This is a genomic window from Caballeronia eucalypticola, from assembly GCF_047608185.1.
Taxonomy (GTDB): domain Bacteria; phylum Pseudomonadota; class Gammaproteobacteria; order Burkholderiales; family Burkholderiaceae; genus Caballeronia.
In genome coordinates, this window is record NZ_JBLKRU010000015.1 from 1 (window position 1) to 23853 (window position 23853).

A 23853-nucleotide genomic window follows, 5' to 3' on the forward strand; every position below is an offset into this window, starting at 1 on the left:
AAGTCAGTATGACTTCCGTGGAAGTAAGGGCTGGCCCCACAGGAAGAGTTGAACCGCGCGGGTTAGCATAAAGCCAGAGCCGTAAAAGTGAGGGCGAACCGCTCACTCGAAGTGTTCATTTACAACCCGGAGGCCAGCATGCAAAACGTTAGCACATTGTTCGTCGGACTGGATGTTCATAAGGATTCCATCACCGTCGCTTACGCGCTGGACGGCGGTGAGGTGGAGGTGCTGGGCAAGATCGGCACCACTCAGGCCGATCTTGATCGTCTGTGCAAGCGGCTGTTGTCCAAGGCCAAGCACGTGCGTGTCGTGTATGAGGCGGGCCCCTTTGGCTACGTCTTGCAGCGGCGCCTGAGCGACAAAGGCATCCAGTGCATGGTGTGCGCCCCCACGCAGATACCGCGCAAACCCGGCGATCGCGTGAAGACCGACCGGCGCGATGCCATCAAGCTCGTGCGCTCGCTGCGCGCCGGCGATCTCAGCGCCGTCAACATCCCCACCGTCGAAGACGAAGCGTTTCGCGATCTCGCCCGAACCTGGGCAAAATCGCGCGACGAGCTTAAGCGCGCGCGCCAGACACTGAAGGCATTTTTGCTCTCGCACGGCGTGCGCTACGTGGGGGTGGCCAATTGGGGACCGGCGCACCGCAACTGGTTAAGCAAATTCTCGTTTGGCAACGAGTGGCAGGATTTCGCGTTTAACGAGTTACGCCGCGCCATCGAGGATCGGTTTGCACAATGCCAGCGTCTGGAATCGGCCATGCGCGATGCCGTGCCACGCTGGGGCTTTTATCCCGCCGTGCTTGCTCTGCAATCGATGCGCGGTATCCAGTTCACCGCTGCCGTGGGCTTGCTCTCGGAGTTAGGCGATTTGAGTCGCTTTGCGCACCCCCGACAGTTGATGGCCTGGCTTGGCGTGACGCCCTCGGAGTATTCCTCGGGAGGCAAACGGCGCCAAGGCGGTATCACGAAGACCGGCAATTCCTTTGCCCGCAAACTGCTCATCGAGGCGGCCTGGAGTTATCGGCATACGGCCAAAGTGAGCCCCGAGATCCAGCGTCGTCATGAGGGCTTGCCAAAGGTTATCGTCGATCGGGCGTGGGACGCGCAGGTGCGCCTGTGCCGGCGCTATCGAAAGCTGGTGGCGCGCGGCAAAAGCACCAATGTGGCCATCGTCGCGGTGGCTCGCGAACTGGCGGGCTTCATCTGGGACATCGGCCGGTTGGGCATGGCGCAGGCGAGCCCGCGCTCGGAGTAAGGCAGGTGAAGGCAGCAAAAAAGCAGTTCGCAATGAAACGGTAGTTTCCTGAAGGCGGCGTAGCCCGGTATTCGAGTTATCCGCGTCATTTCTTGGCAACGGTTCATTCCGACTTGCGCACAAAGCTAGCGGCAGACTCACGAAACGGATCTCTGTAATGCGGTAACCAACCCGCGAATATCAGCCTGATTCACCGTCGAGTTTTACTGCTACGCCGCCCTCAGGAAATTGCAGCGCCCACTCGAATATGAGTGAAATAAAAATCTGAACATCGACGCTTGACACGGAAAGTCATATCAGAAATGACGCGCCGCCACGCGCAGTGGCTAATAGTGATAAAGAAATCAGCTAATACTAAACGCGCGAAGACCTGGAAAGCAGCAACCCGGCAATGACTCAGACCGTTAACGCTAGAACCACCATCCCAACACTGACCCTGACCGCTAACCCAAAACCACCCCGTCCAACCCCCAACCAAGCGCGAACCAAACCCAATTTGCAATCGCCCTAAGGCATTACCTCGCCGGCATTGATCGCGCCTTCTTCTTGTAGCGCGTGAATACGTTCATCGGAGAAACCATATTCCCTTAACACTTCCGCCGTGTGTTGACCCAGCAACGGCGCGGGCATCGCCGACTCGGTACGTCCGTCAGAAAAGTGAATCGGCAAGCCCAGACCGCGCATGCGCCCCGCTACCGGATGCGTCGTCTCGACAATCATCCCGCGCGCCAACGCTTGTTCATGCACCACCGCTTCGGGCACGCCGAGCACCGGTCCCGACGGCAAGCCAATTGCATCGAACGTGGCAAGCCATTCATTCGTCGTTCGCTCAATAAGTCGCGCCGTCAGAATCTCAACCAGCGCTCCCCGATATTTCAAGCGCCCGGCATTCGTCCTGAAACGCTCATCTTCCTCAAGCCCCGCAATATCCAGCGCTCCGACCAGCCGCTCGTAATTGCTCTGATTCGCCGCGCCAATATTCACCCAGCCGTCGCGGGTCCGGAAGGCCTGATACGGCGCGCTAGTCGGATTAGCAGAGCCTGCCTTAGGCAACACCGTGCCGTCAGCGAAATAATTAGCAAAGGCCCAGTACATCTGCTGCAAACCAGCTTCGAATAACGAGGTATCAACCATCTGGCCCCGCCCGGTCTTTTGCTTGGCCGAGTACGCCGCGCAAATTCCAAGCGCGGCGAGAATGCCCGCGTTGATATCGGTGACGGGCGAGCCCGCCTTGATCGGCGCCTGACCCGGTTCGCCGGTCATGCTCATAAGACCGCTCATGCCCTGCGCGATCAAATCGAAACCGCCTTTGTCGGCCATCGGTCCGCTACGGCCAAAACCCGAAATCGCGCAATAGATCAGACCGGGATTTTCCGCCTTGAGCGCGTCGTAACCCATGCCCAGTTTTTCCATCGTGCCGCGACGATAGTTCTCGGTGACGACGTCGGCCGTAGCCAGCATCTTGCGCAGCACTTCACGGCCGCCGTCGGTCTTGAGGTTGATGGCCACACCGCGTTTGTTGCGGTTCACGATAATGAATGACGCCGATTCCCCACCTTCCAAAATGGGAGCGAAGCGGCGGCAATCGTCACCGCCGGGAATTTTCTCGACCTTGATGACATCGGCGCCCATGTCGGCAAGCATCATTCCGCAAATGGGTCCCGACATGATGTGAGCCAGTTCGATAACGCGCATCCCGCTAAGCGGACCCTTGCTGCCTGTTTCTGTTTCGAGCATATCAACGCCCCTTGAATTCGGGTTTGACCTTGTCGAGGAAGGCTTGATAACCCGTGCGAAAGTCCTCCGTGCCAAAGCACGCGAAACCTTCATCACGTTCCTCGGGCGTGAGCGCCGCAGGGTTCATCGCGCGCTTGACGAACTGCTTGTGCCAGCGTGCAACCAACGGCGCGCCATCGGCTATCCGGGTTGCCGTTGCAAGCGTTTCCGCGGTGACCTGATCGTCGGCAACGACTCGCGTAACGAGTCCCTTGGCGAACGCTTCTTGCGCCCCGAAAATGCGCCCCTCCAGCAGGATTTCGAGCGCAATGGCGGGTCCAGCAAGCTGCACGAGCGCATCGAGTTCGGCGTGCGCCATCACCAGGCCGAGGTTCTTGATCGGCACGCCAAAGCGGCTGGATTCCCCGCAGATACGCAGATCGCACATGGCGGCAATCTCGAGTCCACCCCCCACGCAAATGCCGTGAATCATCGCGACAATCGGATGCCTGCATGCACCCAGCGCTCTCAACGTGCGATGCATGATCGCGCCATACGCGCGGGCTTGCTCGACGTTGGAGCGATCGGTCTGGAACTCGGCGATGTCGTTACCCGGCGAGAAGGCTTTCTCGCCGGCGCCGCGCAGGATGATGCAGCGGATGGTGTCATCGGCGGAGAGGGCATCAATAGTCTCTCCCAACGATTGCCAAAGCGGTTTGGTCATCGCGTTGAGCTTCGCGGGCCTATCGATGACAACCGTCGCGATGAACCCCTCGCGTTCGATCAAGATGGATGGTTCAGCCACATCGTCTCCTGGAGAAAGATCTAGACAAACTTCCTGGCTGGCTCAGCGCCTTCCGTTCCTTCAGCGCCCGCAGCAACCACGTCTAACGCGCGGTCCGGCCGCATGGTGAACGAGAGCACAATGCCGACCCCCATCAGGATCATGGAAACCGTGAAAGGCAGGTTCCAGTTCCCCGTCTTGTCGATCAGGAAACCGCCCACGACCGGACTGATAATCGCGGCCAGTGCAGAGCCCGAATTCATGATGCCGCTCGCGGTGCCGGCGTGCTTCGGCGCGATGTCCATCGGCACGGCCCACATGGGTCCGATCGTCATCTCGTTGAAGAAGAATCCGCCGCTCAGGCAAACTGCAGCCAGCGTAATCGACATATTGGACACCAGCATGATGGGCGCGAGCGACAGCAACGTCAGCAGCATGCAGACGCCGACCATCACATTACGGGCCATGCGCAGATTTCCGCTGCGCCGCAAGATACGATCCGTGACCGAGCCGCCAAGCCAGTCGCCAAGAACGCCAGCGAAAAACACGCCCGATGCGAACAACGCCGACTTGCCCAACTCCATGTGATAGTTGTGGAGAAAGTACTGCGGAATCCAGCCAAGGAAGAGCCACAACACCCAGCCGTAGCAGAAGTACACGGCGGTCACGGGCGCCATCCGTCCCAGTAATGCACGCCATGGAACAGGCACGCGCTGCTTGACGCCGGAGAACGATGAAAGCGTGGCGCACTCATCGGCGGTAATGCTCTTGTGGTCACGGGGGTTATCGCGGAAATAGAAGATCCAGACAATCGCCCACAGGAAACTCACGATCCCGGTCACGATGAAAGCACCACGCCAACTCGTCGCGATCATCAACCAGACGATCAATGGTGGCGCCACCGCGTTACCAATGCGCGACGCGGCATGCGTGGTTCCTTGTGCAAAACCGCGTTGATCGGCAGGCATCCAGTTCGACATTGCGCGGGTAGCGGTGGGGAATGTTGCCCCTTCGCCCAGCCCAAGCAACAAGCGCGCAGCGATCAGCGATACAAACCCGCCAGCCAGCCCCGTCATGATCGTGGCGCCTGCCCAGATCACGGCGCAGACAGCGAGCGTCCGACGCGGCCCGAAGCGGTCCCCCACCCATCCGCCAATAATCTGGAAGACAAGATACGGATAGGCAAATGCGGAAAATACAAAGCCGATCTGGACATGCGACAAGTGCAGTTCCGCGCCGAATTGCGAGGCGGCGGTACTGACGTTGACACGGTCAACATAGGTAATGAAATACATGGCGCACAGCAGCAGTAGAACGCGCGTCGTAGCTCGACGGAACATCATCGTCTCCTTGAGTAGTACGTGCTTCATCAAGGCGCCCACGGGCACCCGAAGCGAACTGCATCCGGAACTTGCTAAAGCTTTTGCTGAACCTTATTGAATGGGCGTTAAATCGATGCTGCGAATCCTGGGTTTGCGCGGTCGTGCCATGCTGGTCTCCTGTGCGCGGAATTTGTTGCCGTCCGCTGTTTATGTGAATCCGTACTTATTCAATAGTCCCTTAGCGCCGCGGCCAGTACCTGGGCGACATGCAACGCCTTCGCATCCGTGCCGTCCGCTATCTGGTGACGGCAACTGGTGCCGTCGGCGACGATCACGGCATCCTGTGCTTTCCGCACGGCGGGCAGCAACGACAACTCCGCCATGGCCTTCGATGCTTCGTAGTGCTCGGCTTCGTAACCGAAACTCCCGGCCATGCCGCAACACGACGACTCGACCACCGAGACCTCCAGCTGAGGAATCCAGCCGAGCACGGCCTGCACGGGACGAAATACATCGAAGGCCTTTTGATGGCAATGGCCATGAACCAGGGCCTTCGGCTGAGCGAGGGGTTTCAGCGAAAGCCGCAGGCGTCCCGCCTCTTTCTCGCGGACCAGGAACTCTTCGAACAGGAACGATGACTGCGAAAGCTTGCGCGCTTCATCGCCATAACCGTAGTCGAGGAATTCATCGCGGAAGGAAAGCAGGCACGACGGTTCAAGACCGACAACCGGTACGCCGCGTTCTATATACGGCCGCAATGTGTCCAGCGTGCGGCGCGCTTCCGCCTTCGCTTCATCGACCCGTCCCGCCGAGAGGAACGTGCGCCCGCAGCACAGCGGCCGTTCACCCGCCTTGATGTTCAGGTGAACCGTGTAGCCTGCGGCTTCGAGCACGCGCTTGGCGGCGCGGGCGTTGTCGGGTTCCATGTAGTTGTTGAAGGTATCGACGAAAAGCAGCACTTCCTTGTCGCCTTGCACGGGTGGCAAGGGTTGTATCGCCGTCGATAAAAACGACTTCACGAATTGCGGAAATGCACGTTGCGGCGCAAGGCCAAGACGGGTTTTTAGCCAGCCTGCGAAACGCGGCAGGCGCTCGACCGATCCGAACAACGACGGCATGCGGCTCGCATACGACGCGTAGCGCGGCAGAAAACCCACTAGCCGGTCCCGCATGCGTAAGCCATTCGCCGCCGTCCACGCAGCGCGCGCTTCGATCTTGATCTTCGCCATGTCGACGCCCGTGGGGCAATCACGCTTGCAGCCCTTGCACGACACACACAGGTCCAGCACATCTTTCACGTCCTGGCTGGCGAGGCCGCCCTCACCGAGCTGTCCGCTGATCGCGAGCCGCAGCGTATTCGCGCGGCCCCGCGTGACATGCTGCTCATCCTTGGTGATGCGATAGCTCGGGCACATGGTGCCCGCATCGAACTTGCGGCAATGGCCGTTGTTGTTGCACATTTCGACGGCCTTCGCGAGGCCGCCGGTGTGATCGTCGCCCGTTCCCGGCGAGGTCTCGACACCCGTCAGCGGATCGCGCGTCGCGTTCCATTGCGACCAGTCGAGTTGCGTGGCTATCTCGCGTTCGCGATACGTTGGCGGAAAACGGAAGTTCGTTGCATCGTCCATTTTCGGTGGATTCACGATGCGGTCCGGACTCATGCGATTCTCGGGATCAAAGAGCGTCTTGATCTCGCGGAACGCTTCGTTCAGACGCGGCCCGTATTGCCACGCGACCCATTCGCCGCGGCACAAACCATCGCCGTGTTCGCCGGAATACGCACCCTTGTATTCGCGCACCAGCGCCGACGCTTCCTCGGCAATCGCCCGCATTTTTTCTGCGCCGGTGCGGCGCATGTCGAGAATAGGCCGTACGTGCAGCGTCCCGACGCTCGCATGCGCGTACCACGTGCCTTCAGTGTGGTGCTTGTGGAAGACCTCGGTGAGTCGCGTGGTGTATTGCGCAAGATGTTCGAGCGGCACCGCGCAATCTTCGATGAACGACACCGGCTTGCCGTCGCCCTTCATGCTCATCATGATGTTGAGACCGGCCTTGCGTACTTCCCACAAGGCCTTTTGTTGCGAGGCATCGGGCATCTCGACCACCGAACCGGGCAAGCCCAGATCGCCCATCAATTCCACAAGCTGTGCAAGCTTCGCGAGTTGCACCGCCTTGTCCGCGCCGGCGAATTCGACCAGCAACACGGCTTGCGGCTGGCCGACCAGCGCACGTTCGATCACCGGACGGAACGCGGGATTGGACATCGACAGGTCGATCATCGTGCGGTCGACCAGTTCCACCGCGACCGGTCCCAACTTGACGATGTGCTGCGTCATGTCCATTGCATCGTAGAACGTGGGGAAGTTCACGACGCCAAGCGTCTTATGCTCGGGCAAGGGCCAGAGCTTCAACGTGAGTTGCCGGCTGAAGGCGAGCGTGCCTTCGGAGCCCACCAGTAATTGCGCGAGATTCGGCTCGCCATCCGCGCTGAAGGGCAAGGGACTCTGGCAATCGAAGAGATCGATGTTGTAGCCCGCTACGCGCCGCAATACCTTCGGCACCTGCTCGCGAATTTCATCGCGTTCGCGTTGCGCTATTTGCTGCACGCCTTCAACCAGCGACCGCGTTCGCGCATCGGATGACATCGCGTGCAATGCCGCGAACGTGGCTTGATGACCATCGGCCAGCACGGCGTCGATAGACACCACGTTGTGCACCATGATCCCGTATTCCATCGACCGCGAGCCGCATGAGTTGTTGCCGGCCATGCCGCCGATCGTGCATTGCGCGCTGGTCGATACATCGACGGGAAACCACAAGCCATGTGGTTTCAGCCACGCGTTCAGATGGTCGAGCACCACGCCCGGCTCGACCGTTACCGTGCGCGCTTCACGATCAAAGTGGACGATATTGTTGAGCCACTTGCTGGTATCGATAACCAGCGCCTCGCCAATCGTTTGCCCGCATTGGCTCGTTCCCGCGCCGCGTGCAAGCACGGGAACATGTGCGTCGCGCGCGATCTCCAACGCGAGCAGCAAGTCCGCCTGATCCTTTGGCACGACCGCGCCCAGCGGCATGATCTGATAGATCGATGCATCCGTCGCGTAGCGTCCGCGCGCCGCCCGGTCGAACAACACGTCGCCGCGTAATTCTTTGCGCAAGCGCATGGCCAGCGGTGACAACGTGGCGCGCGCCGACGCCGGCATCAGGTGAATCGGCTGGACGAGCGCTTCGGAAGATTTAGTGAGCATCGGCGTCTACGCGCGGTTGAATAGTGGGGAGTTTGCGAAGGAGCGCCCTCGTCTTCGCGCTCGTCTTCGTGCTCGTTTTCGTCTTTCGCGCTTAAGCCGCCGCCTTCAATTCCGGCGCTGCGGCGTGGCTCGTCAAGTAGTCCATCGCTGCCAGGACGCCGCTCCCCGCGAGCTTCACGCCCGACAACTTGAGGCCCATTTCGCATCCCGTGAGCGTTGCCATCAGCGTGAGGTCGTTGCAGTCGCCCAAATGCCCGATGCGGAACATGCGGCCCTTCAGCTTGCCGAGGCCCGTGCCAAGCGACATATCGAAGTGCTCGTAGATCGTCTTGCGAATCGCATCTGCGTCGACGCCTTCAGGCGTCATCACGCCCGTCAGCACCGGCGAATAAACGGCCGGATCGGCGCACTGAATTTCGAGTCCCCACGCGTTGACCGCAGCGCGGCAAGCAGCAGCCAATCTTTGATGGCGGGCAAAAACTTGATCGAGCCCTTCGTCGCCGATCATCTCAAGCGCTTCGGACAATCCGTACAACAAATTGGTGTTCGGCGTGTACGGCCAGTACCCGCTCTTGTTCATCTCGATGATCTCGTCCCACGCCCAGAACGCACGCGGCAACTTCGCGTCCTTACTCGCCCTGATTGCCTTCGGCGAGACCGCATTGAAGCTGATCCCCGGCGGCAGCATCAAGCCCTTTTGCGAACCGGACACGGTGACATCCACGCCCCATTCGTCATGCCGATAATCCGCCGACGCAAGTCCGGAAATCGTATCGACGAGAAACAGCGCCGGATGTCCGGCCGCATCGATCGCGCGACGCACCGCTGCAATGTCCGACGTGACGCCCGTCGAGGTTTCGTTATGGACGACGCAAACTGCCTTGATCGTGTGCTGCGTGTCTTCGCGCAAACGCGCTTCGATCATGTCGGCCTGCACGCCGCGCCGCCATCCCTCGATACCGGGAAGCCCCAGGAATTCCGGCTTCAACCCGAGGTTCTCGGCCATCTTTTTCCAGAGCGTCGCGAAGTGGCCGGTCTCGAACATCAACACGGTGTCGCCGGGGCTGAGCGTGTTGCAGAGCGCCGCTTCCCATGCGCCAGTGCCCGATGACGGATAGATCACGACCGGCTGTTCAGTCTTGAAGATGGCCTTGATGCCGTCCAGGACTTTCAGGCCTAACGCACCGAATTCCGGCCCGCGATGGTCGATCGTCGGATAACTCATTGCCCGTAGAATGCGGTCCGGAACCGGGCTGGGGCCTGGAATCTGCAGGAAATGACGACCAGCGGGATGGAAATCGAGTTTTAACATGATGCGTCCTTTGAATTTTGCATGCAAAATACTTTAACGCACCAAGGCGGTGACCGGTAGTGGTAAATGCTTGTTTTTCTTAGGTGGAAACCCGCCCCTCCAAACTTACCGGCGCGGTACGGTAAAATCGCGTCAATAGAAAAGGTTGAGGTATTGAATGCAAAATGATCATTTGGCGGATTCGCAGATCGCACAGATTGCGCAGGTCGCGACTACGCTTCCCAAAGTCGAACGGCAACGGCTGCATGACACGGTGGTTGAGCACCTGCGTAATTTCATCGTCGAGGGCTTGCTTGCGCCCGGCGTGAAGCTCAACGAACGCACGTTATGCGAGACACTGGGCATTTCGCGCACGCCGTTGCGTGAGGCGCTGAAGGTGCTGGCGTCCGAGGGACTAATCGACATCCTGCCGAACCGGGGCGCATCGGTATCGCAGATGAGCGAGGCGGAGATTCGCGAGACGTTTGAACTGATGAGCGGGCTGGAAGCGTTCTCGGGCGAACTCGCGTGCGAGCGGATAACGCCTGCCGAGCTGAGCGAAATCAAGGCGCTGCATTACGCGATGTTGGCTTGCCGCGAGCAGAACGACCTGTCGGGGTACTACAGCCGCAATCAGGCCATTCACGACAAGATCAACGACGCCGCGCGCAATTCGGCGCTGCGGCAGACGTATATATCGGTGAACCGGCGGTTGCAGGCGCTGCGGTTCCGGTCCAACTTCCAGACGGTGAAGTGGGACAGCGCGATCCGCGATCACGAAGCCATGATCGAGGCGCTGGAAGCACGCGATGGCAAGCGCATGGCAGGAGTCTTGCGCGGCCACTTGTTGTCGAAGCGCGATGCGGTGCTGGCTGAGAGAACGATGACGACGGTGCGCACGCGCTCGGAAGGCGGCACGTTGCCTGACGCGCCGCCGGGTTAAAACCGGTTAAAGCGGTTTAGCGGGACACCAGGTAGCGGTTGAAATCGGCGGGGAAGTTGAGAGCGGGCTTCGATACCGCGTCAAGCGCCGCGATCTGCGCGTCAGTCAGCTTGAGATCGAGCGCGGCAAGATTCGCCTGAAGCGGGTCGATCCGGCGCGCGCCCAGAATTGTCGATGTCACACCCGGCGTGAAGGGGGAGCGCGCCTGGGGCCTAGTCACGCCTAGGGCTAAGTTTTATGTCAGGGCCGGCGCGGCCGCAAGCACAAGTATTTGCGTTGCCTTATCATTCCCCGGCCTGCGCCCAAGCCAACATCAAGCCCAAAAAATAGCGACCCATGCCTATGGGCACCGCGCCCAAGACCGCATCCATGCACCCCGCAGCAGACCACCTGACTCAAGCCCCAAAAGCAAGGCCCGCGCGCATCGTCCTGGCTACCGTCATCGGTAACGCGTTTGTCGCGTACGACTTCACGGTCTATAGCTTCTCCGCTGTCATCATCGGCAAACTCTTCTTCCCGTCGCACAACCCGCTGTCTTCGCTGCTGCTGTCGCTGGCAACCTTCGGTGCGGGATTCGTCATGCGCCCGCTCGGGGCCGTCATCATCGGGCAGATCGCCAACAGCCGGGGGCGCAAAGCCGGCATGACCTGGTCGCTCGCGTTCATGACGCTCGGCACATGGCTGATCGCCTGCCTGCCGACGGTTGCGTCGATCGGACCAGCGGCAACGGTGCTGATGGTTCTCGCGCGACTCATGCAGGGGCTCGCGGCAGGCGGCGAGATCGGACCGGCGTCAGCCGTACTGATGGAATCAGTCCCGCGCGAGCGCCGCTGTTATCTGACCAGTTGGCGTGGCGCGAGTCAGGGCGCTGCCGCATTTGCCGCTGCGACGGTTGGAGCAATCACGACCGCCGTGCTCTCGCCAGCCGGCATGGACGAATGGGGATGGCGGATTCCGTTCCTGCTCGGCGGATTGATCGGCCCCGTCGGCTGGTATTTGCGCCGGCGCATGCCTTCGATTTCCATCGAGGTGCCCAAGCGCCCACGGCTCGCGACCCTGTTCTCAGAACACGGACGCACGCTCATATATGGAACGTTGATAATGGCCGCGCCGTCGATCGGCATCTACATCACGGTGTTCTACATGCCGAGTTATCTGATTCGGACATTGCATCGCCCCCCGGTCATCAGCCTGCTGACCGCGAGCCTGTCCGGTCTCGTGATCATGGTCGTGAACCCGCTGGTGGCCCGGATCGCCGATCGCCAAAAGCGCCGCAAGCCCATCCAGTACCTGGCGCTCGTCGTCTGTCTTGTGTTGACGTATCCGGCCTTCCTGGCCTTGAAAATGGGCGTAGGCGATGTCACCGCGCTATTGATCATCCTGGCATATGTGGCGGTCGCGCTCAGCAACGCCGGCGCCAGCACGGTGATGATGCTGGAGGCCTTTGCGCCGCAGCATCGCGCCGCCGCGCTGTCCATCATGTACAGCTTCGGCGTGGCAATTTTCGGCGGGTTTTCGCCGCTTATCGTCACGTGGCTGATCGCTGTGACCGGCAATCCGATGATGCCCGCGTGGTATCTGATCGCCGCCATCTGCATCACGCTGTTTGCGCTGCGGCGCTTCCCCGAAACGGCGCCCGACTGAAGCGGTTTTCGCGCTACCCGCCTATCTGCCGCCGGGCCCGTACGAAGACGGCAATTCCAGCTTGCTCGCCCGCTGCAACTCAAGCGCGCGAGCGCGCGCATCTAGCGGGCTCATGCCGTATGCACGGCGAAAGGCGCGCGTGAAATCCGACGCGCTATTGAAACCCAGCCCGTAGGCAATATCGATAACCTGAAGGTGCGGGAAGCGGACCAGCTCGTCGGCTGCCTCGCGCAAACGGCGATTGCGGATATACGCGCCCAGTCCGCCTTCATGCTCGAACCATCGGTAGATCGTGGCGCGCTTCAATTGCAGCGCATCCACCACGCTGGAAGGCGAAAGCTCCGGCTGGTTGAGATCCGCTTCGACGTATCGCCGCACCTGGCTCATCACGGCCGCCTGCACGGCTGCGCGGCCGTCGCCGGTCAGTCTTGCCTGCTTGCGGAAGGCCGCAAGCAGCAGTTGCGCGCCGGCATCCATTTCCCGCGCTGCCTGCGCCGCGGTCATTCCCGGCAGATCGCGGCTGAGCGCCAACGCGTGATTCGTCACCAGCTGGGTCAGCGGCGCACCGCGCTCGACAGTGCGGCCATGAATCGAATCGGCGTCCGGGAACGTGGCCTCGACGGCCGCTCTTGGCACGAACATCGTCAATACGTGGCAGTCGGTCCGCTTGACGCGAAACGGCTGGTCCATGTCGAAAACGACTATTCCCTGAACCGAATCCGGGGCGCTGCGTTTTTTCTGCATGCCCTTTCCCGTATCGACCTCGCCCTGCACAAAGATGTGGAAAACATAGTCGCGCCGTACGTCAGTGGACACTCTCGCGACCGAGCGTTCAAGCGACATGGCGTCGGTCGTGGAGTCGGTGAAGACAAGATCGCCCAGTGCATACCGGTCGATACGGCCGCTAAAGCCGCTTGTAATCTGCTCCTTCGAAGGCAGGACATCCACGACATGTCCCACCCGCTCACGCCAGGCGAGGAGCTGCTGATCCGCCTTCGAGGCGTACGTGTTGAAGCTGCTGTGGACGATGTCAGCATCCGGCACTGCCGCCTGGGCGAGCCCGTCTCGACGGGTATGCGAAGCCATTGTTTTTACCTGATAGCGCCCCAAAATAGCCGATCGATTCGGCCGCAAGTCGGGGTGATCAATTTATTTGGAGAATTGAGACATAGGGTAAAGCCTGCCAAAAACAGTGCGGTATCTTCAGATCAATAACTTCGCGGCCCATTCCGCGTCACGACCGCAATGCCTGGTTTACGGCATTGCAGACGGAAATCACAGGCTCTTTTCATCAAAAGGCGGCGGCAACGGAAACGGTGCCGCCACGCTCGTTCATCGCCATCGGCATTGGGTAGTGACAGAACGAGCGTCTTGATCGGCGATGTCCGGACGAATTGATTGCACCACCCTTCCTGAGGCAGCTCAGCGAAGCACGACGAGATATCAGCAAAATGAACGCTTTAAAGAAAGCACCGTCGCTTAGTCACGGCAACTTGCTGCCCGCGAGTTTAGCGGATCGCCAGCTCGACCACATTGAGCACATGGTCAGGTCCGTCGCGCGGGCCTTCCCGGCCGGACCGGTCCACGGCATGGACAAGGAGTATTGGGAAAGCCGGCTTCGCGCCCTGATGAATGAGAGCGATCTGGTGGCCGTGCAACGGCACCGCGCGCAACGGCTGTTGCAGGATCTGGCCAAACGCGTACGGCCAAATGTGTTGAAACAGACGGCGGCGTGAAGCGCTGGTGATCGACCGGACCTGCGACTTCGAGCAAACCGTCGACGCTTACCGCTTCCTTGAAAACGCCGCGCATGTCGGCAAAGTCGCCATCGACCTGAATGCTTGATGTAATGGTTTTGCCGCTCCGTCAGACTCACTGCGCAGGATTCGGCGGCAGCCCGACATAACGGGCGCGCGGCCGGATCAAGTGGCCTGTTTGCGCTTGCTCCAATGCATGAGCGAGCCAGCCCGCGCAGCGGGCAAGCGCGAAGATCGACAGCGACGCATGCGACGGCAGATCGAAAGCCGCCGCGAGAACCGCCAGCGCGAAATCCACGTTCGGACGCTCGCCAACCGCCCGTTCCACGCACTCGGCGAGCTCAGCATATATCGGCGGCACTCTAACCCTGCTGAGCAGCGCGCGCGCCCTGGGGTCTCCATCGGCGTATAGCGGATGACCGAATGCCGGAATCACGCGACCTTGCGCCAGCCAGTTACGCACGGCCGCCTCCGGGCCGGTTCTTGTTGCCGACTCGATCAACCCGCGAACCGACGACGACGCGCCGCCATGCAACGGTCCGGTGAGCGTGGCAAGACCTGCCAACACGCCCGCCGATAAGGACGCACCCGTGGAGATGGTGACGCGCGTAGCGAACGTCGATGCATTCAGTTCATGATCGGCGAGCAAAACGAGCGCGCGCCGGATGGCGTCTTCAGCCTCACTGCATCCCCACGATACCGCCAGCCGCTCGCTTAACGTTCGCCCCGCGCGCGAGGAAGCTGTAGCGCCAAGGACAGCATGTGCGAGCGTCGAAAGAACGCTCGCGGCCTCGCCTCGCAACACGGCAGGCGTGCGTCCGCTCGATGGCAAATCACGCGCGCTACGCCGGGCCAATGCAACGAGACTTGCGGTCAAAGGGTCGTCGGTTTCGGTGTTGGCATCCTCGCGCGAAATGGGGGGATCAATCGAGATCGCATCGGCCTCCCATAACAACCCGGTTACCGCCTCAAACGACGCCGTGTTCGCAAGCTCGATAGCATCCCGCCCGCGATACCAGAGCTTTCCATCCGACACCGTGGAAATAGCGGAAAGCAAAACAGGATCACCCCAGTCGATGGTCTGCGCTGCGACTTTCTCAACCTTGCGCTGTCCGCTACGACGCTCCGCCATGCGCACTACATCGTCCCGGTGATACAGGCTGCGGCGCGAGTCCGTTTCATCGGGCTTCGCGCGGATTTTTCCACGGCTCACGTTCGCATAGAGCGTCTGCGCGCGGACGTTCAATACGCTCAAAGCCTCGGCCGCTGTCATCCATGCCATACGGATCTCACATTGATAAATTGAATCAAGATTGACGTCAATGCTATCAATATTAATATCTGTAGCCATGCAGGACGAACGTTTTAAAGCGATGAGGAGGACGACATGCAGGGATTGCTCAAACAGCACTTCGATACATTCGCGCGCTACAACGCGTGGGCTAACACCCGGCTCTTCGATGCCGCCGCGCGCCTGAGCGCCGCCGACTATCGCGCGGATCGCGGCGCGTTTTTCAGATCGATACAAGGGACGCTCAATCACTTGCTCGTAACCGATCGCGTGTGGATGTTTCGTTTCACGGGCGAAGGCGATTCACCCGATCGGCTCGATGCAATCCTGTTCGAGGAACTGGAGCCGCTTCGTCTAGCGCGTGAAGCCGAAGACACGCGGATCATGCGGTACATAACGGAACTCAGTGAGGCGTCGCTCGAAGGTACGATCACGTACCGGCGCGTCTCCACGCCCGAAGCGATCACGCAACCTCTCACGCCCGCACTTGCGCATTGGTTCAATCACCAGACGCATCATCGTGGGCAGGCGCATGCACTGCTGACCGGGCTTGTGGGACGGGCACCGGAACTTGACCTGCTGTTTTACCAGCGTCTCGCGGAAAAGGGGCTTGCTTGAGGACCGCGTGACTTACAGCGGTTTGCGATACACCACGGACCCTGGCTTCTCGCCGACCTTGTCGTAGAGTTGCATCGCCGTGGTGTTGGTGTCTCGCGTGTGCCAATACACGTGCTTCACACCCGCGGTCTCCGCCTGCCGATAAACCTCCTCGATCAGCTTGCGACCGACGCCTTTTCCTCTCGCGGCCTCGGCTGTAAACAGGTCATGCAGATAACAACGCGGACCCAGTTGGATCGTGCTCCGATGAAAAAGAAAATGCGCCAAGCCGACTAACTCGCCGCCGCTTTCCGCCACTAGCGCATGCATGGGTTCGTACGCATCGAAGAAGCGCGACCATGTCGTCCGCGTGACTTCGAGCGGTAACGCTGTGTCGCCGTGGCGATCGTAAAAGGCGTTGTAGCCGTCCCAGAGAAGCTTCCATGCATTGAAATCCGATGACACAACGGGGCGTACGTGAATGGCGTCAGTCATATTGGGTAGTTGGTCGTGGCACGGAGGTCCGCAAGCTTGATGAGGAATCAAAGCGAAGAATAAAAGCGTGCTGGAACCGTTCATAGATCCAATGCGGTCATTAAACGTAGAGCCACGAAATCAAGCGCTTCGCATCGAACTCATCACACAAACCGTCAAAAACAACGTCTAAATTCCGATGCCTCCTTCCATCAACGGGGTAAACACTATCCCACGAATCCGACATTCATATAAACATATATATGTTTTGACGACTGGTTGACCATTCATCAATCTGGGCACGCCCCATTCATTCAAGCAGACAAAAGACGCACGGAGACTCGATGTTTTCCTGGTATCGGCAGATTTCTAACGGCGAGCGATATACGTTCTGGGCGTGCTTCGGCGGTTGGGCGCTCGACGCGCTCGATGTCCAGATGTTCAGTCTCGTCATCCCCGCGATCATTGCGGAATGGGGCATCAGCAAAACGCAGGCGGGTCTGGTGAGCGGCGTCACGCTGGTGGCGTCCGCCATGGGCGGATGGATCTGCGGCGCAGCAGCAGACCGTTACGGCCGCGTGAAAACCTTGCAGGTCACCGTCATCTTCTTTTCAGTCTTCACGTTACTGTCGGCGTTTGCGCAGAATTATCCGCAGTTCATCGTACTGAAGGCGCTACAGGGCTTTGGTTTTGGCGGCGAATGGGCAGCGGGCGCGGTGCTGATGGCCGAGACTATTCGCAACGAACATCGCGGCAAGGCAATGGGCGCGGTACAAAGTGCATGGGCCGTCGGCTGGGCCGCGGCCGTGCTGCTTTACGCGACCGTGTTTTCGTTCATGTCGCCCGATATCGGCTGGCGGGTGATGTTCGGCATCGGCATCTTGCCCGCGCTCCTGATCATCTATATTCGGCGCAATGTCCAGGAGCCGGTCGCGCCCGCTCGCAAGGAGGCGGTACTGAAGGACACGAAAGAACGCACGCCGCTCCTGTCGATCTTCGCGCCCGACGTTATCCGCATGACGCTTATCGGCGGTCTGCTGGGCGTGGGCGCACATGGCGGCTACTCGGCCCTCACCACGTGGCTTCCGACCTACCTGAAGACCGAACGTCATCTTTCAGTGCTGAGCACCGGCGGTTATCTGGCGGTGATCATCGCGGCATTTTTCTTCGGCTGCCTGGCAGCGTCGCAGTTGCTCGATCGCATTGGGCGCCGCCAGACCATTTTGCTGTTCTCCGTCTGCTGCGTGGGCACGGTCATCGTTTATCTTTTCGTGCCGCTCTCCAATCACGCAATGTTGGCGCTCGGATTCCCACTCGGCTTTTTCGCCGCCGGCATTCCGGCCAGCATGGGCGCGCTCTTCAACGAACTTTATCCACGCGGCACACGCGGGACTGGCGTAGGCTTTTGCTACAACTTCGGACGGGTTGTGTCGGCGGGCTTCCCCGTGATGGTCGGACATCTGGCCGCACAGTATTCCCTCGGATTCGCGATTGGCGTGGACGCGGTTTTCGCTTATGCAATCGTCGCCGTCAGTGTAATGATGCTGCCGGAAACGCGCGGGCGCACGCTCGCCGAAGACGTGCCGGCGTAGCGCGTCATGACTGATATTGGCAGCCCTGTCACCGGCATAGATTCGCACGCGCACGTGTTCACGCGGGACCTGCCGCTTGCTTCAGGCCGGCGTTATGCGCCGGCCTACGACGCTCCGCTCGAACGCTATCGCGCCATGCTTGCCAGCATCGGGATGTCGCACGGCGTGCTGATCCAGCCCAGCTTCCTCGGCTTCGACAACAGCTATCTGCTCGCGTGTCTCGACGCGTACCCGCAGCAGTTGCGCGGGGTCGTCATGGCTGATCCGGTGAATGCGCCGGGTTATATCGACGACTGGCATGCGCGGGGGGTCGTGGGAATTCGAGCGAACCTGATCGGCGCCCCACTGCCCGATTTCACCGATCAACACTGGATCGCGCTTTTATCGCGCATGGTCGCGCTCGACTGGCACCTTGAAATGCAGATCGACGCAGGCCGCCTGTTCGAGGTGGCGCCCGCGCTGCTGGCAAGCGGCGTGCGGATCGTGATCGATCATTTCGGGCGTTTCGATCCCGCGCTCGGCAGCAGCGATCCCGGCTTTGCTTACCTGCTCTTGCTGGGGCAAACGCGGCGCGTGTGGGTCAAGGTATCGGCGGGATATAGGGTGAGTGCGAAACCGGAGGACCCCGACGCGACCTTCGCCACAAGCGCGATTGCGTGGTGCGAATTGCTGCCCGCGTTTGGCGCCGACCGCTTGCTTTGGGGCACCGATTGGCCGCATACGCAGTTCGAACATGTCTGCGATCCGCGACGCGCGCTGGGCGATTTTCATCGACTTGTCACTGATGCGTCGCATCGGCGGGCCGTGTTGATCGACACGCCTGCAGAGCTATTCCACTTTCGCTAAGTCAAGCGTCGGAAAGCAGGAGAACGCGGCGCTGGTGGAAGAGGCCACGGCGGCCGCGCAACCGCTTAAAGATCGAGTGAAGTCGCTGAAAGGCGCGCTCGCGACTTTCAGTCGTGAGCCTTCGTCGCACGTGGCTCAGCGGATTTCCGATTGATACAGGAACTGGCTTGCCGGGCCGCGTGAGCGACGCCATTCAAGGGGATGGCGATCGTATCCATAGGCCAGCCGCTCGATCACCACGATCGGCGTGCCTTTCTCAATAGCCAGCAGTTTCGCGTGCTTCACGCTTGCGGCTTCGACGGTGAGCGTTTCCGTCGCCGATGCCACCACCTGATTGCATTTCGCTTCATAGACCGGATAAAGCAGGTCGCCGATAGAGTCAAGCGGCAGGTCGGCGAACGCCGCGAAACGGTCGAGCGGCAGCCAGATGTCTTCGGTCAGCACAGGTGCGTCTTCGATCAAGCGAAGTCGCGCCATCTGGATCACGTTGGCGCCGGATGCAATCTGCAACGTGGCGGCAACGGCGGCCGGCGCCTCCACTATGCTGCGCTTCAGAATCTGGCTCTTGGGAATCCGGCGCTCGCCGGACTTGCTTTGAAAACGGAAGAACCGGAACAGCGAGCCATCGAAACTCGCACGCCGGACAAACGTGCCGCGCCCTTGGTAACGCTCCAACAGGCCTTCCGCGACAAGCAGGTCAATTGCCTTGCGCACGGTTCCAACCGCGAGGTCAAAGCTCTGCGCAAGTTCCTGTTCGGTGGGAATAGCCTCGCCGGGTTGCCAGCGGCGCGCGGCTATTCTTGACGCAAGTTCGTCGCGCAGGCGTTGGTATCGGGGGAGTCGGTTATCGGCTTGCATGCAGGTCTTCGGTGTAATACATGCACAGGATTGTATGACTTCCCCTCGCATTTGTTGCGTCAAATTGCGTTGCTGTGGGATTGGCTTTGGCCTATTGCTCTTTTGAAGAGACCACTGCTCATGCACTCATGTCTTGCTGAGAGAGCGACAGTATCGAAGCTCTGTCAACCACTTGCCGCCGAGTTGAACGCCCCTGCTCGAGTTATCGCAGACGAAACCGCTTCGTTTATAAAACGCACGCGCGCGCCGGTTGTCCAGCAAGACCCATAGGGCGACGTCTGTATATCCGGCCGATTGCAGCGCGTGACGTGCTGCATCGATGAGTCGTCTGCCGATACCTTTGCGCCAGAAAGCCGGCGCTATGTACAGCGTCTCCACTTCGGCCCACCGATGATCCTTGTCCCCGTCCCGTGAGTCCCCGAACGCGACCCAGCCGATAATGGCTGCGTCGGCGTGATCATCGGCGTCGGCGTCGGCATGAGCGACCAGCACCCGCGGCTTTCCCGCGACGATGAAGTGATGCCATGCCTCCGTCCGCCGCATCACCGACAGATTGGCCAGATACCCCTCGGGCAAGATTCCGCGATACGCCGCCTGCCATGAATCCACATGAACCGTGGCGATAGCGTTTGCATCTTCGACCGTGGCCTCGCGTATTTCAACAAGCATGCAATGTCCCGGTTGAGGTTGGTTTAGATGGGCAAGCAGCGATCAGGGCCGCGCACTTTTCTATCAGCCAGCGTGGGTCGTTGCAAACATTTCCACCTGAGGAAGGCAGCGCCGTGATGCGTGTAATCGACATGTCAGGTGTCGTCGCCAATTTGCGTCAACGGCGGCTCAGCGGCGCGCCAAGCCCCACGAACCACGGGCATCGATTCAAGTTTATCCAGATTTCCTGTGCCGGCAGGTTTCACCCGCATAGACTCCATGGAGCGTGAACTCCATACTTGCTTAATCCGGAAAGCGACAGGCCAGCATCGGAAGTCGCACTCCCACGATGAGAGGCCATATGCGAAAACAGTTGCTTCAATGGGGTTGTATTGGATTTGCGGGCTTGCTGGCGATTCCCGCCGTGACGTTCGCGCAGCAGCAGGCGTACACGAATAATGCGGTCAACATGCGAGCCGGGCCGGCGGGCGACTACCCGATCGTGACTCAGTTGCCGGGCGGCGTGCCCGTCACGGTCATGGGCTGCATCAGCGGCTACACCTGGTGCGACGTGGTGGTGCCCAACTTGCGCGGCTGGGTCTATGCGGGAAGTCTCAGCTATCCGTATCAGGGCGGCAATGTACCGATCCTGACGTACGGAACCACGATCGGTTTGCCTATCGTGACGTTTTCCATCGGTTCGTACTGGGGCAGTTATTACCGCGGCCGTCCTTGGTACAACCAGCAATCACGCTGGGCGAATCGGCCGCCTCCCCGGCCCGGTCCCGGCCGTCCGCCCGGTTATGGCGGAAGGCCTCCGTCCGGACCGCCGCCCGGTCATGGCGGTGGACGGCCTCCGGGACCGCCGCCGGGCCACGGCGCGGGCGGGCGGCCTCCGGGACCGCCGCCGGGTCAAGGTGCCGGTGGTCGTCCTCCGGGACCACCGCCAGGTCAAGGTGCGGGTGGACGGCCTCCGGGTCAAGGCGGCGGGGGTCGTCCTCCAGGGCAACCCGGCGGCGGGCGACCTTCAGGACCACCACCCGCTCATGGTGGCGGCGGAGGTAACGGCGGTGGCGGTCATGGAGGTGGCGGCGGCGGTGGAAATGGCGGCGGTCATGGCGGCGGCAACAACCAGCAGCAGCACGGTTAGCCGCAATCATTCGCCGGCCGCGGGCTACGGCGCGCTTCTACGCTGGCAGCAACGTGCTGGCGTAAACAGAAGCATCATGAGTTTCGCGTCACTCGCGCCCGCGTGACCTGTTTTGAAAAAAACATCGTCCCTCGCAGGCGCCTGCTTCCGCGGGCGCCTGAAGCAATCCGTAGCATCGACAAATAAACGCTGCCCGTCCAATGCGGGATCGCAGAACACGCGAGCCAGGAACAATGCTGCAAGCCAATGCTTCATCGCCACATGCCAGCCTCAAGACTTTCGCTGCCAAGATGGCTTTTGTCCTGCTCTGGTCGGGCGGCTTTCCGATAGCAAAGATTGCAGTCGGCTACGCGCCGCCGCTGACATTGCTGGCGCTCCGCTATGGCTGCACCGTTTGCCTGCTCATCCCTCTCTTCATCATCACCAAGCCCGCGTTGCCGAAGACCCGGGCTGCCTGGGGACATGCGTGTGTGGTCGGCTTCCTGGTGCAAGTCGTGTACTTCGGCTTGAGTTACCTCGCCTTCAAAGCGGGGGTGTCGGCGGGCGTGGCGGCGGTCATCGTGTCGCTGCAGCCTGTGCTTGTGGCCGCACTGGCGCCGAAACTCGTCGGCGAACGCGTGGGCGCCCGGCAATGGCTGGGGCTGACGCTCGGGCTGATTGGCGCAACCGGTGTGGTTGTCAGCCGATCGAGTATGTCGGTGCATTCGATCTGGGGTCTTCTGCTTGTCATAGGCGCATTGATTGGAATGACAGCCGCGTTGCTCTATGAAAAGCGCTTTGGCGTGGCGCAACATCCGGTGACGTCAAACCTGATCCAGTATTCAATTGGCCTTGCGTTCTGCGCACCGTTGGCGCTGCTGCTGGAAGACGTTCAGGTTCAGTGGACCGGGACGTTCATGGCTGCGCTGGGATACCTCGTGGTTGGCAACTCACTGATCGCGATCACCTTGCTGCTGGCGCTGGTTCGCGCGGGGCAGGCGTCGAAGATAGCGTCCTTGTTCTTCTTTATTCCACCGGTCGCGGCAGTGCTCTCGTGGTTGATGCTCAATGAAGTCATGCCGCCGCTGGCGTGGGGAGCGATGGTGTTTACCGTTGCCGGCGTGGCGCTTGCAACCTGGTCGATATCGAGTGTCAAGCGGCAGAAACCGTGACCTTGAAGTGGACCGCCCATGCGCGTCAGAGCCCAGTGCTGCGACGAGGCCGTGAAGCGAAACACCTTCTACTAGGTGTTTAACCCGACGAATCCAGACCGCGGTAATAACCCGCTATTACCTTCTTTTCCGTCAACGTTGCATACTGAAGCGACGCTATGACACGAGTTCAGCATGACCAAATTCCTTCATCTCATGATTCGCGTTGAATCGCTGGATCGCTCCATTGCGTTCTATCAAAACGCGTTCGGCATGCGCGAGTCGCATCGCCTTGACTTCGATACCTTCACGCTCGTTTATCTCCGCGATCCCGAGAGCGGGACCGAGATCGAACTCACGTTGAACAAAGGCGCGACCACGCCCTACACGCACGGCACGGGCTACGGTCACGTGGCATTCGCCGTCGACGATATCGAAGCATTCCGCGACTCTCTGCTAAGCCGGGGCATGCAGCCCGGCGACCTGAAATCGCTGAGCCACGACGGCGCGGTGGCGGCGCGCTTTTTCTTCATCACCGATCCCGACGGCTACAAGATCGAAGTGTTATCCAGGGAGGGCCACTACGTATGAACTGACGCTGGCGCCGTACACAATATAAAAGGAGACAAATCATGCCCAAGGCGATCCCCATTGCCATAATCGCGGCCGAGACCGGCGACGCGATCCCCGCTATATCGTCCATATCGTCCGTACCGTCTGCGCGCGTGAGCCGCAGGCACTTCCTCCAGGGCTCCGTGGTGCTGACTGGTTTGCTGGTGGCCGGCACGCCGATCGCCCTGCTCGCGCCAAGCCGCGCCTGGGCAGTGGAACTCAGCCATATCGACCAGAACCAGGCCGACGCAATCATGGTGCTCGCGCGCACGCTGTATCCGCACAAGACGTTGCCGGACGCGGTCTACGCGCTCGCGGTCAAGGACGTGGATGCAAAAGCCACGGACCCGAAGACCATCGATGTCATCAAGACCGGCGTGGCGAAACTGAACGACGCCGCGTCCGGTAAGTGGAACGACACAGCAAGCCTCTCCGACGCGCAGCGAACCGCCATTGTCGAAGCCAATCAGACCGATCCGTTCGTCCTGCTCGTGCGCGGCCAATGCGTCACTTCGCTCTACAACAACGAGATGGCATTTGCGCATTTCGGCTACGAAGGCGAAGCGTTCAGCAAAGGTGGCTATGTGTATCGCGGCTTCAACGACCTGACCTGGTTGCCCAATCCGCCCGCCGACGCAAGTCCGCCGGTCGCCTGACAGCAAACATCAGCGACGATAAGCAAAGACA

The 23853-nt window shown here is 60.5% G+C and carries 22 protein-coding genes; 11 read left to right on the plus strand and 11 right to left on the minus strand.

Annotation, left to right across the window (positions count from 1 at the left end; translation table 11 throughout):
* Positions 1-138: 138 nt before the first annotated feature.
* Positions 139-1260: an IS110 family RNA-guided transposase gene (locus ACMX25_RS18465; RefSeq protein WP_414949685.1), complete on the plus strand. Its 1122-nt coding sequence runs from the start codon at positions 139-141 to the stop codon at positions 1258-1260.
* 507 nt (positions 1261-1767) lie between these two features.
* On the opposite strand, the gene ACMX25_RS18470 is transcribed toward ACMX25_RS18465, so the two are convergent.
* The 5 genes from ACMX25_RS18470 to ACMX25_RS18490 form a co-directional block, all read right to left on the minus strand.
* Positions 1768-2997 carry a CaiB/BaiF CoA transferase family protein gene (locus ACMX25_RS18470; RefSeq protein WP_414951497.1) on the minus strand — a complete coding sequence of 410 codons (1230 nt, stop codon included), beginning with the start codon at positions 2995-2997 and terminating at the stop codon, positions 1768-1770.
* 1 nt (position 2998) lies between these two features.
* On the minus strand, positions 2999-3781 hold the full coding sequence (locus ACMX25_RS18475; RefSeq protein ID WP_414951498.1) for an enoyl-CoA hydratase/isomerase family protein: 783 nt from the start codon (positions 3779-3781) through the stop codon (positions 2999-3001).
* A gap of 20 nt (positions 3782-3801) precedes the next feature.
* Positions 3802-5103, minus strand: a complete 1302-nt coding sequence (locus ACMX25_RS18480) for an MFS transporter (protein WP_414951676.1) — start codon at positions 5101-5103, stop codon at positions 3802-3804.
* A 206-nt stretch (positions 5104-5309) separates the two neighbouring features.
* Complete coding sequence (locus tag ACMX25_RS18485; RefSeq protein ID WP_414951499.1) at positions 5310-8333, minus strand: FAD-binding and (Fe-S)-binding domain-containing protein; 3024 nt, start codon at positions 8331-8333, stop codon at positions 5310-5312.
* A 91-nt stretch (positions 8334-8424) separates the two neighbouring features.
* Positions 8425-9645 carry a pyridoxal-phosphate-dependent aminotransferase family protein gene (locus tag ACMX25_RS18490; RefSeq protein WP_414951501.1) on the minus strand — a complete coding sequence of 407 codons (1221 nt, stop codon included), beginning with the start codon at positions 9643-9645 and terminating at the stop codon, positions 8425-8427.
* Between the two features lie 157 nt (positions 9646-9802).
* Here ACMX25_RS18490 and ACMX25_RS18495 point away from each other — a divergent pair, with 157 nt between their 5' ends.
* Complete coding sequence (locus tag ACMX25_RS18495; RefSeq protein ID WP_414951503.1) at positions 9803-10567, plus strand: GntR family transcriptional regulator; 765 nt, start codon at positions 9803-9805, stop codon at positions 10565-10567.
* A gap of 16 nt (positions 10568-10583) precedes the next feature.
* Here the strand turns inward: ACMX25_RS18495 and ACMX25_RS18500 are convergent, their stop codons facing one another.
* Positions 10584-10787 carry an aldo/keto reductase gene (locus ACMX25_RS18500; RefSeq protein ID WP_414951504.1) on the minus strand — a complete coding sequence of 68 codons (204 nt, stop codon included), beginning with the start codon at positions 10785-10787 and terminating at the stop codon, positions 10584-10586.
* 149 nt (positions 10788-10936) lie between these two features.
* On the opposite strand from ACMX25_RS18500, the gene ACMX25_RS18505 reads away from it, so the two are divergent.
* Complete coding sequence (locus tag ACMX25_RS18505; protein ID WP_414951505.1) at positions 10937-12211, plus strand: MFS transporter; 1275 nt, start codon at positions 10937-10939, stop codon at positions 12209-12211.
* Positions 12212-12232: 21 nt separating this feature from the next.
* On the opposite strand, the gene ACMX25_RS18510 is transcribed toward ACMX25_RS18505, so the two are convergent.
* Positions 12233-13297, minus strand: a complete 1065-nt coding sequence (locus ACMX25_RS18510) for an AraC family transcriptional regulator (protein WP_414951506.1) — start codon at positions 13295-13297, stop codon at positions 12233-12235.
* A 365-nt stretch (positions 13298-13662) separates the two neighbouring features.
* Here ACMX25_RS18510 and ACMX25_RS18515 point away from each other — a divergent pair, with 365 nt between their 5' ends.
* Positions 13663-13947, plus strand: coding sequence for a hypothetical protein (locus ACMX25_RS18515; protein ID WP_414951507.1), 285 nt, complete (start codon positions 13663-13665; stop codon positions 13945-13947).
* A gap of 136 nt (positions 13948-14083) precedes the next feature.
* Here the strand turns inward: ACMX25_RS18515 and ACMX25_RS18520 are convergent, their stop codons facing one another.
* Positions 14084-15250: a citrate synthase gene (locus ACMX25_RS18520; RefSeq protein ID WP_414951508.1), complete on the minus strand. Its 1167-nt coding sequence runs from the start codon at positions 15248-15250 to the stop codon at positions 14084-14086.
* 105 nt (positions 15251-15355) lie between these two features.
* On the opposite strand from ACMX25_RS18520, the gene ACMX25_RS18525 reads away from it, so the two are divergent.
* Positions 15356-15877 carry a DinB family protein gene (locus ACMX25_RS18525; RefSeq protein ID WP_414951509.1) on the plus strand — a complete coding sequence of 174 codons (522 nt, stop codon included), beginning with the start codon at positions 15356-15358 and terminating at the stop codon, positions 15875-15877.
* Between the two features lie 12 nt (positions 15878-15889).
* Here ACMX25_RS18525 and ACMX25_RS18530 read toward each other — a convergent pair whose 3' ends face one another.
* The gene (locus tag ACMX25_RS18530) at positions 15890-16351 is read right to left on the minus strand and encodes a GNAT family N-acetyltransferase (protein ID WP_414951510.1); all 462 of its coding nucleotides are present in this window, start codon (positions 16349-16351) and stop codon (positions 15890-15892) included.
* Positions 16352-16674: 323 nt separating this feature from the next.
* Between ACMX25_RS18530 and ACMX25_RS18535 the strand changes: the two genes are divergently transcribed.
* Together ACMX25_RS18535 and ACMX25_RS18540 are read left to right on the plus strand one after the other, a co-directional pair.
* Entirely contained in the window at positions 16675-17922 is a 1248-nt protein-coding gene (locus tag ACMX25_RS18535; protein WP_414951511.1) for an MFS transporter, read from the plus strand.
* Between the two features lie 6 nt (positions 17923-17928).
* Positions 17929-18768: an amidohydrolase family protein gene (locus ACMX25_RS18540; RefSeq protein WP_414951512.1), complete on the plus strand. Its 840-nt coding sequence runs from the start codon at positions 17929-17931 to the stop codon at positions 18766-18768.
* Positions 18769-18903: 135 nt separating this feature from the next.
* Here the strand turns inward: ACMX25_RS18540 and ACMX25_RS18545 are convergent, their stop codons facing one another.
* Positions 18904-19626: a GntR family transcriptional regulator gene (locus ACMX25_RS18545; RefSeq protein ID WP_414951513.1), complete on the minus strand. Its 723-nt coding sequence runs from the start codon at positions 19624-19626 to the stop codon at positions 18904-18906.
* 126 nt (positions 19627-19752) lie between these two features.
* Positions 19753-20295: a GNAT family N-acetyltransferase gene (locus ACMX25_RS18550; protein WP_414951514.1), complete on the minus strand. Its 543-nt coding sequence runs from the start codon at positions 20293-20295 to the stop codon at positions 19753-19755.
* Positions 20296-20635: 340 nt separating this feature from the next.
* On the opposite strand from ACMX25_RS18550, the gene ACMX25_RS18555 reads away from it, so the two are divergent.
* The 4 genes from ACMX25_RS18555 to ACMX25_RS18570 all read left to right on the plus strand — a co-directional run bounded on the left by ACMX25_RS18555 (position 20636) and on the right by ACMX25_RS18570 (position 23822).
* Positions 20636-21424: an SH3 domain-containing protein gene (locus ACMX25_RS18555; protein ID WP_414951515.1), complete on the plus strand. Its 789-nt coding sequence runs from the start codon at positions 20636-20638 to the stop codon at positions 21422-21424.
* 233 nt (positions 21425-21657) lie between these two features.
* Positions 21658-22575, plus strand: coding sequence for a DMT family transporter (locus ACMX25_RS18560; RefSeq protein ID WP_414951516.1), 918 nt, complete (start codon positions 21658-21660; stop codon positions 22573-22575).
* Positions 22576-22749: 174 nt separating this feature from the next.
* Positions 22750-23145 carry a VOC family protein gene (locus ACMX25_RS18565; protein WP_414951517.1) on the plus strand — a complete coding sequence of 132 codons (396 nt, stop codon included), beginning with the start codon at positions 22750-22752 and terminating at the stop codon, positions 23143-23145.
* A 41-nt stretch (positions 23146-23186) separates the two neighbouring features.
* Positions 23187-23822, plus strand: a complete 636-nt coding sequence (locus tag ACMX25_RS18570) for a twin-arginine translocation signal domain-containing protein (RefSeq protein ID WP_414951518.1) — start codon at positions 23187-23189, stop codon at positions 23820-23822.
* Positions 23823-23853: the final 31 nt, after the last annotated feature.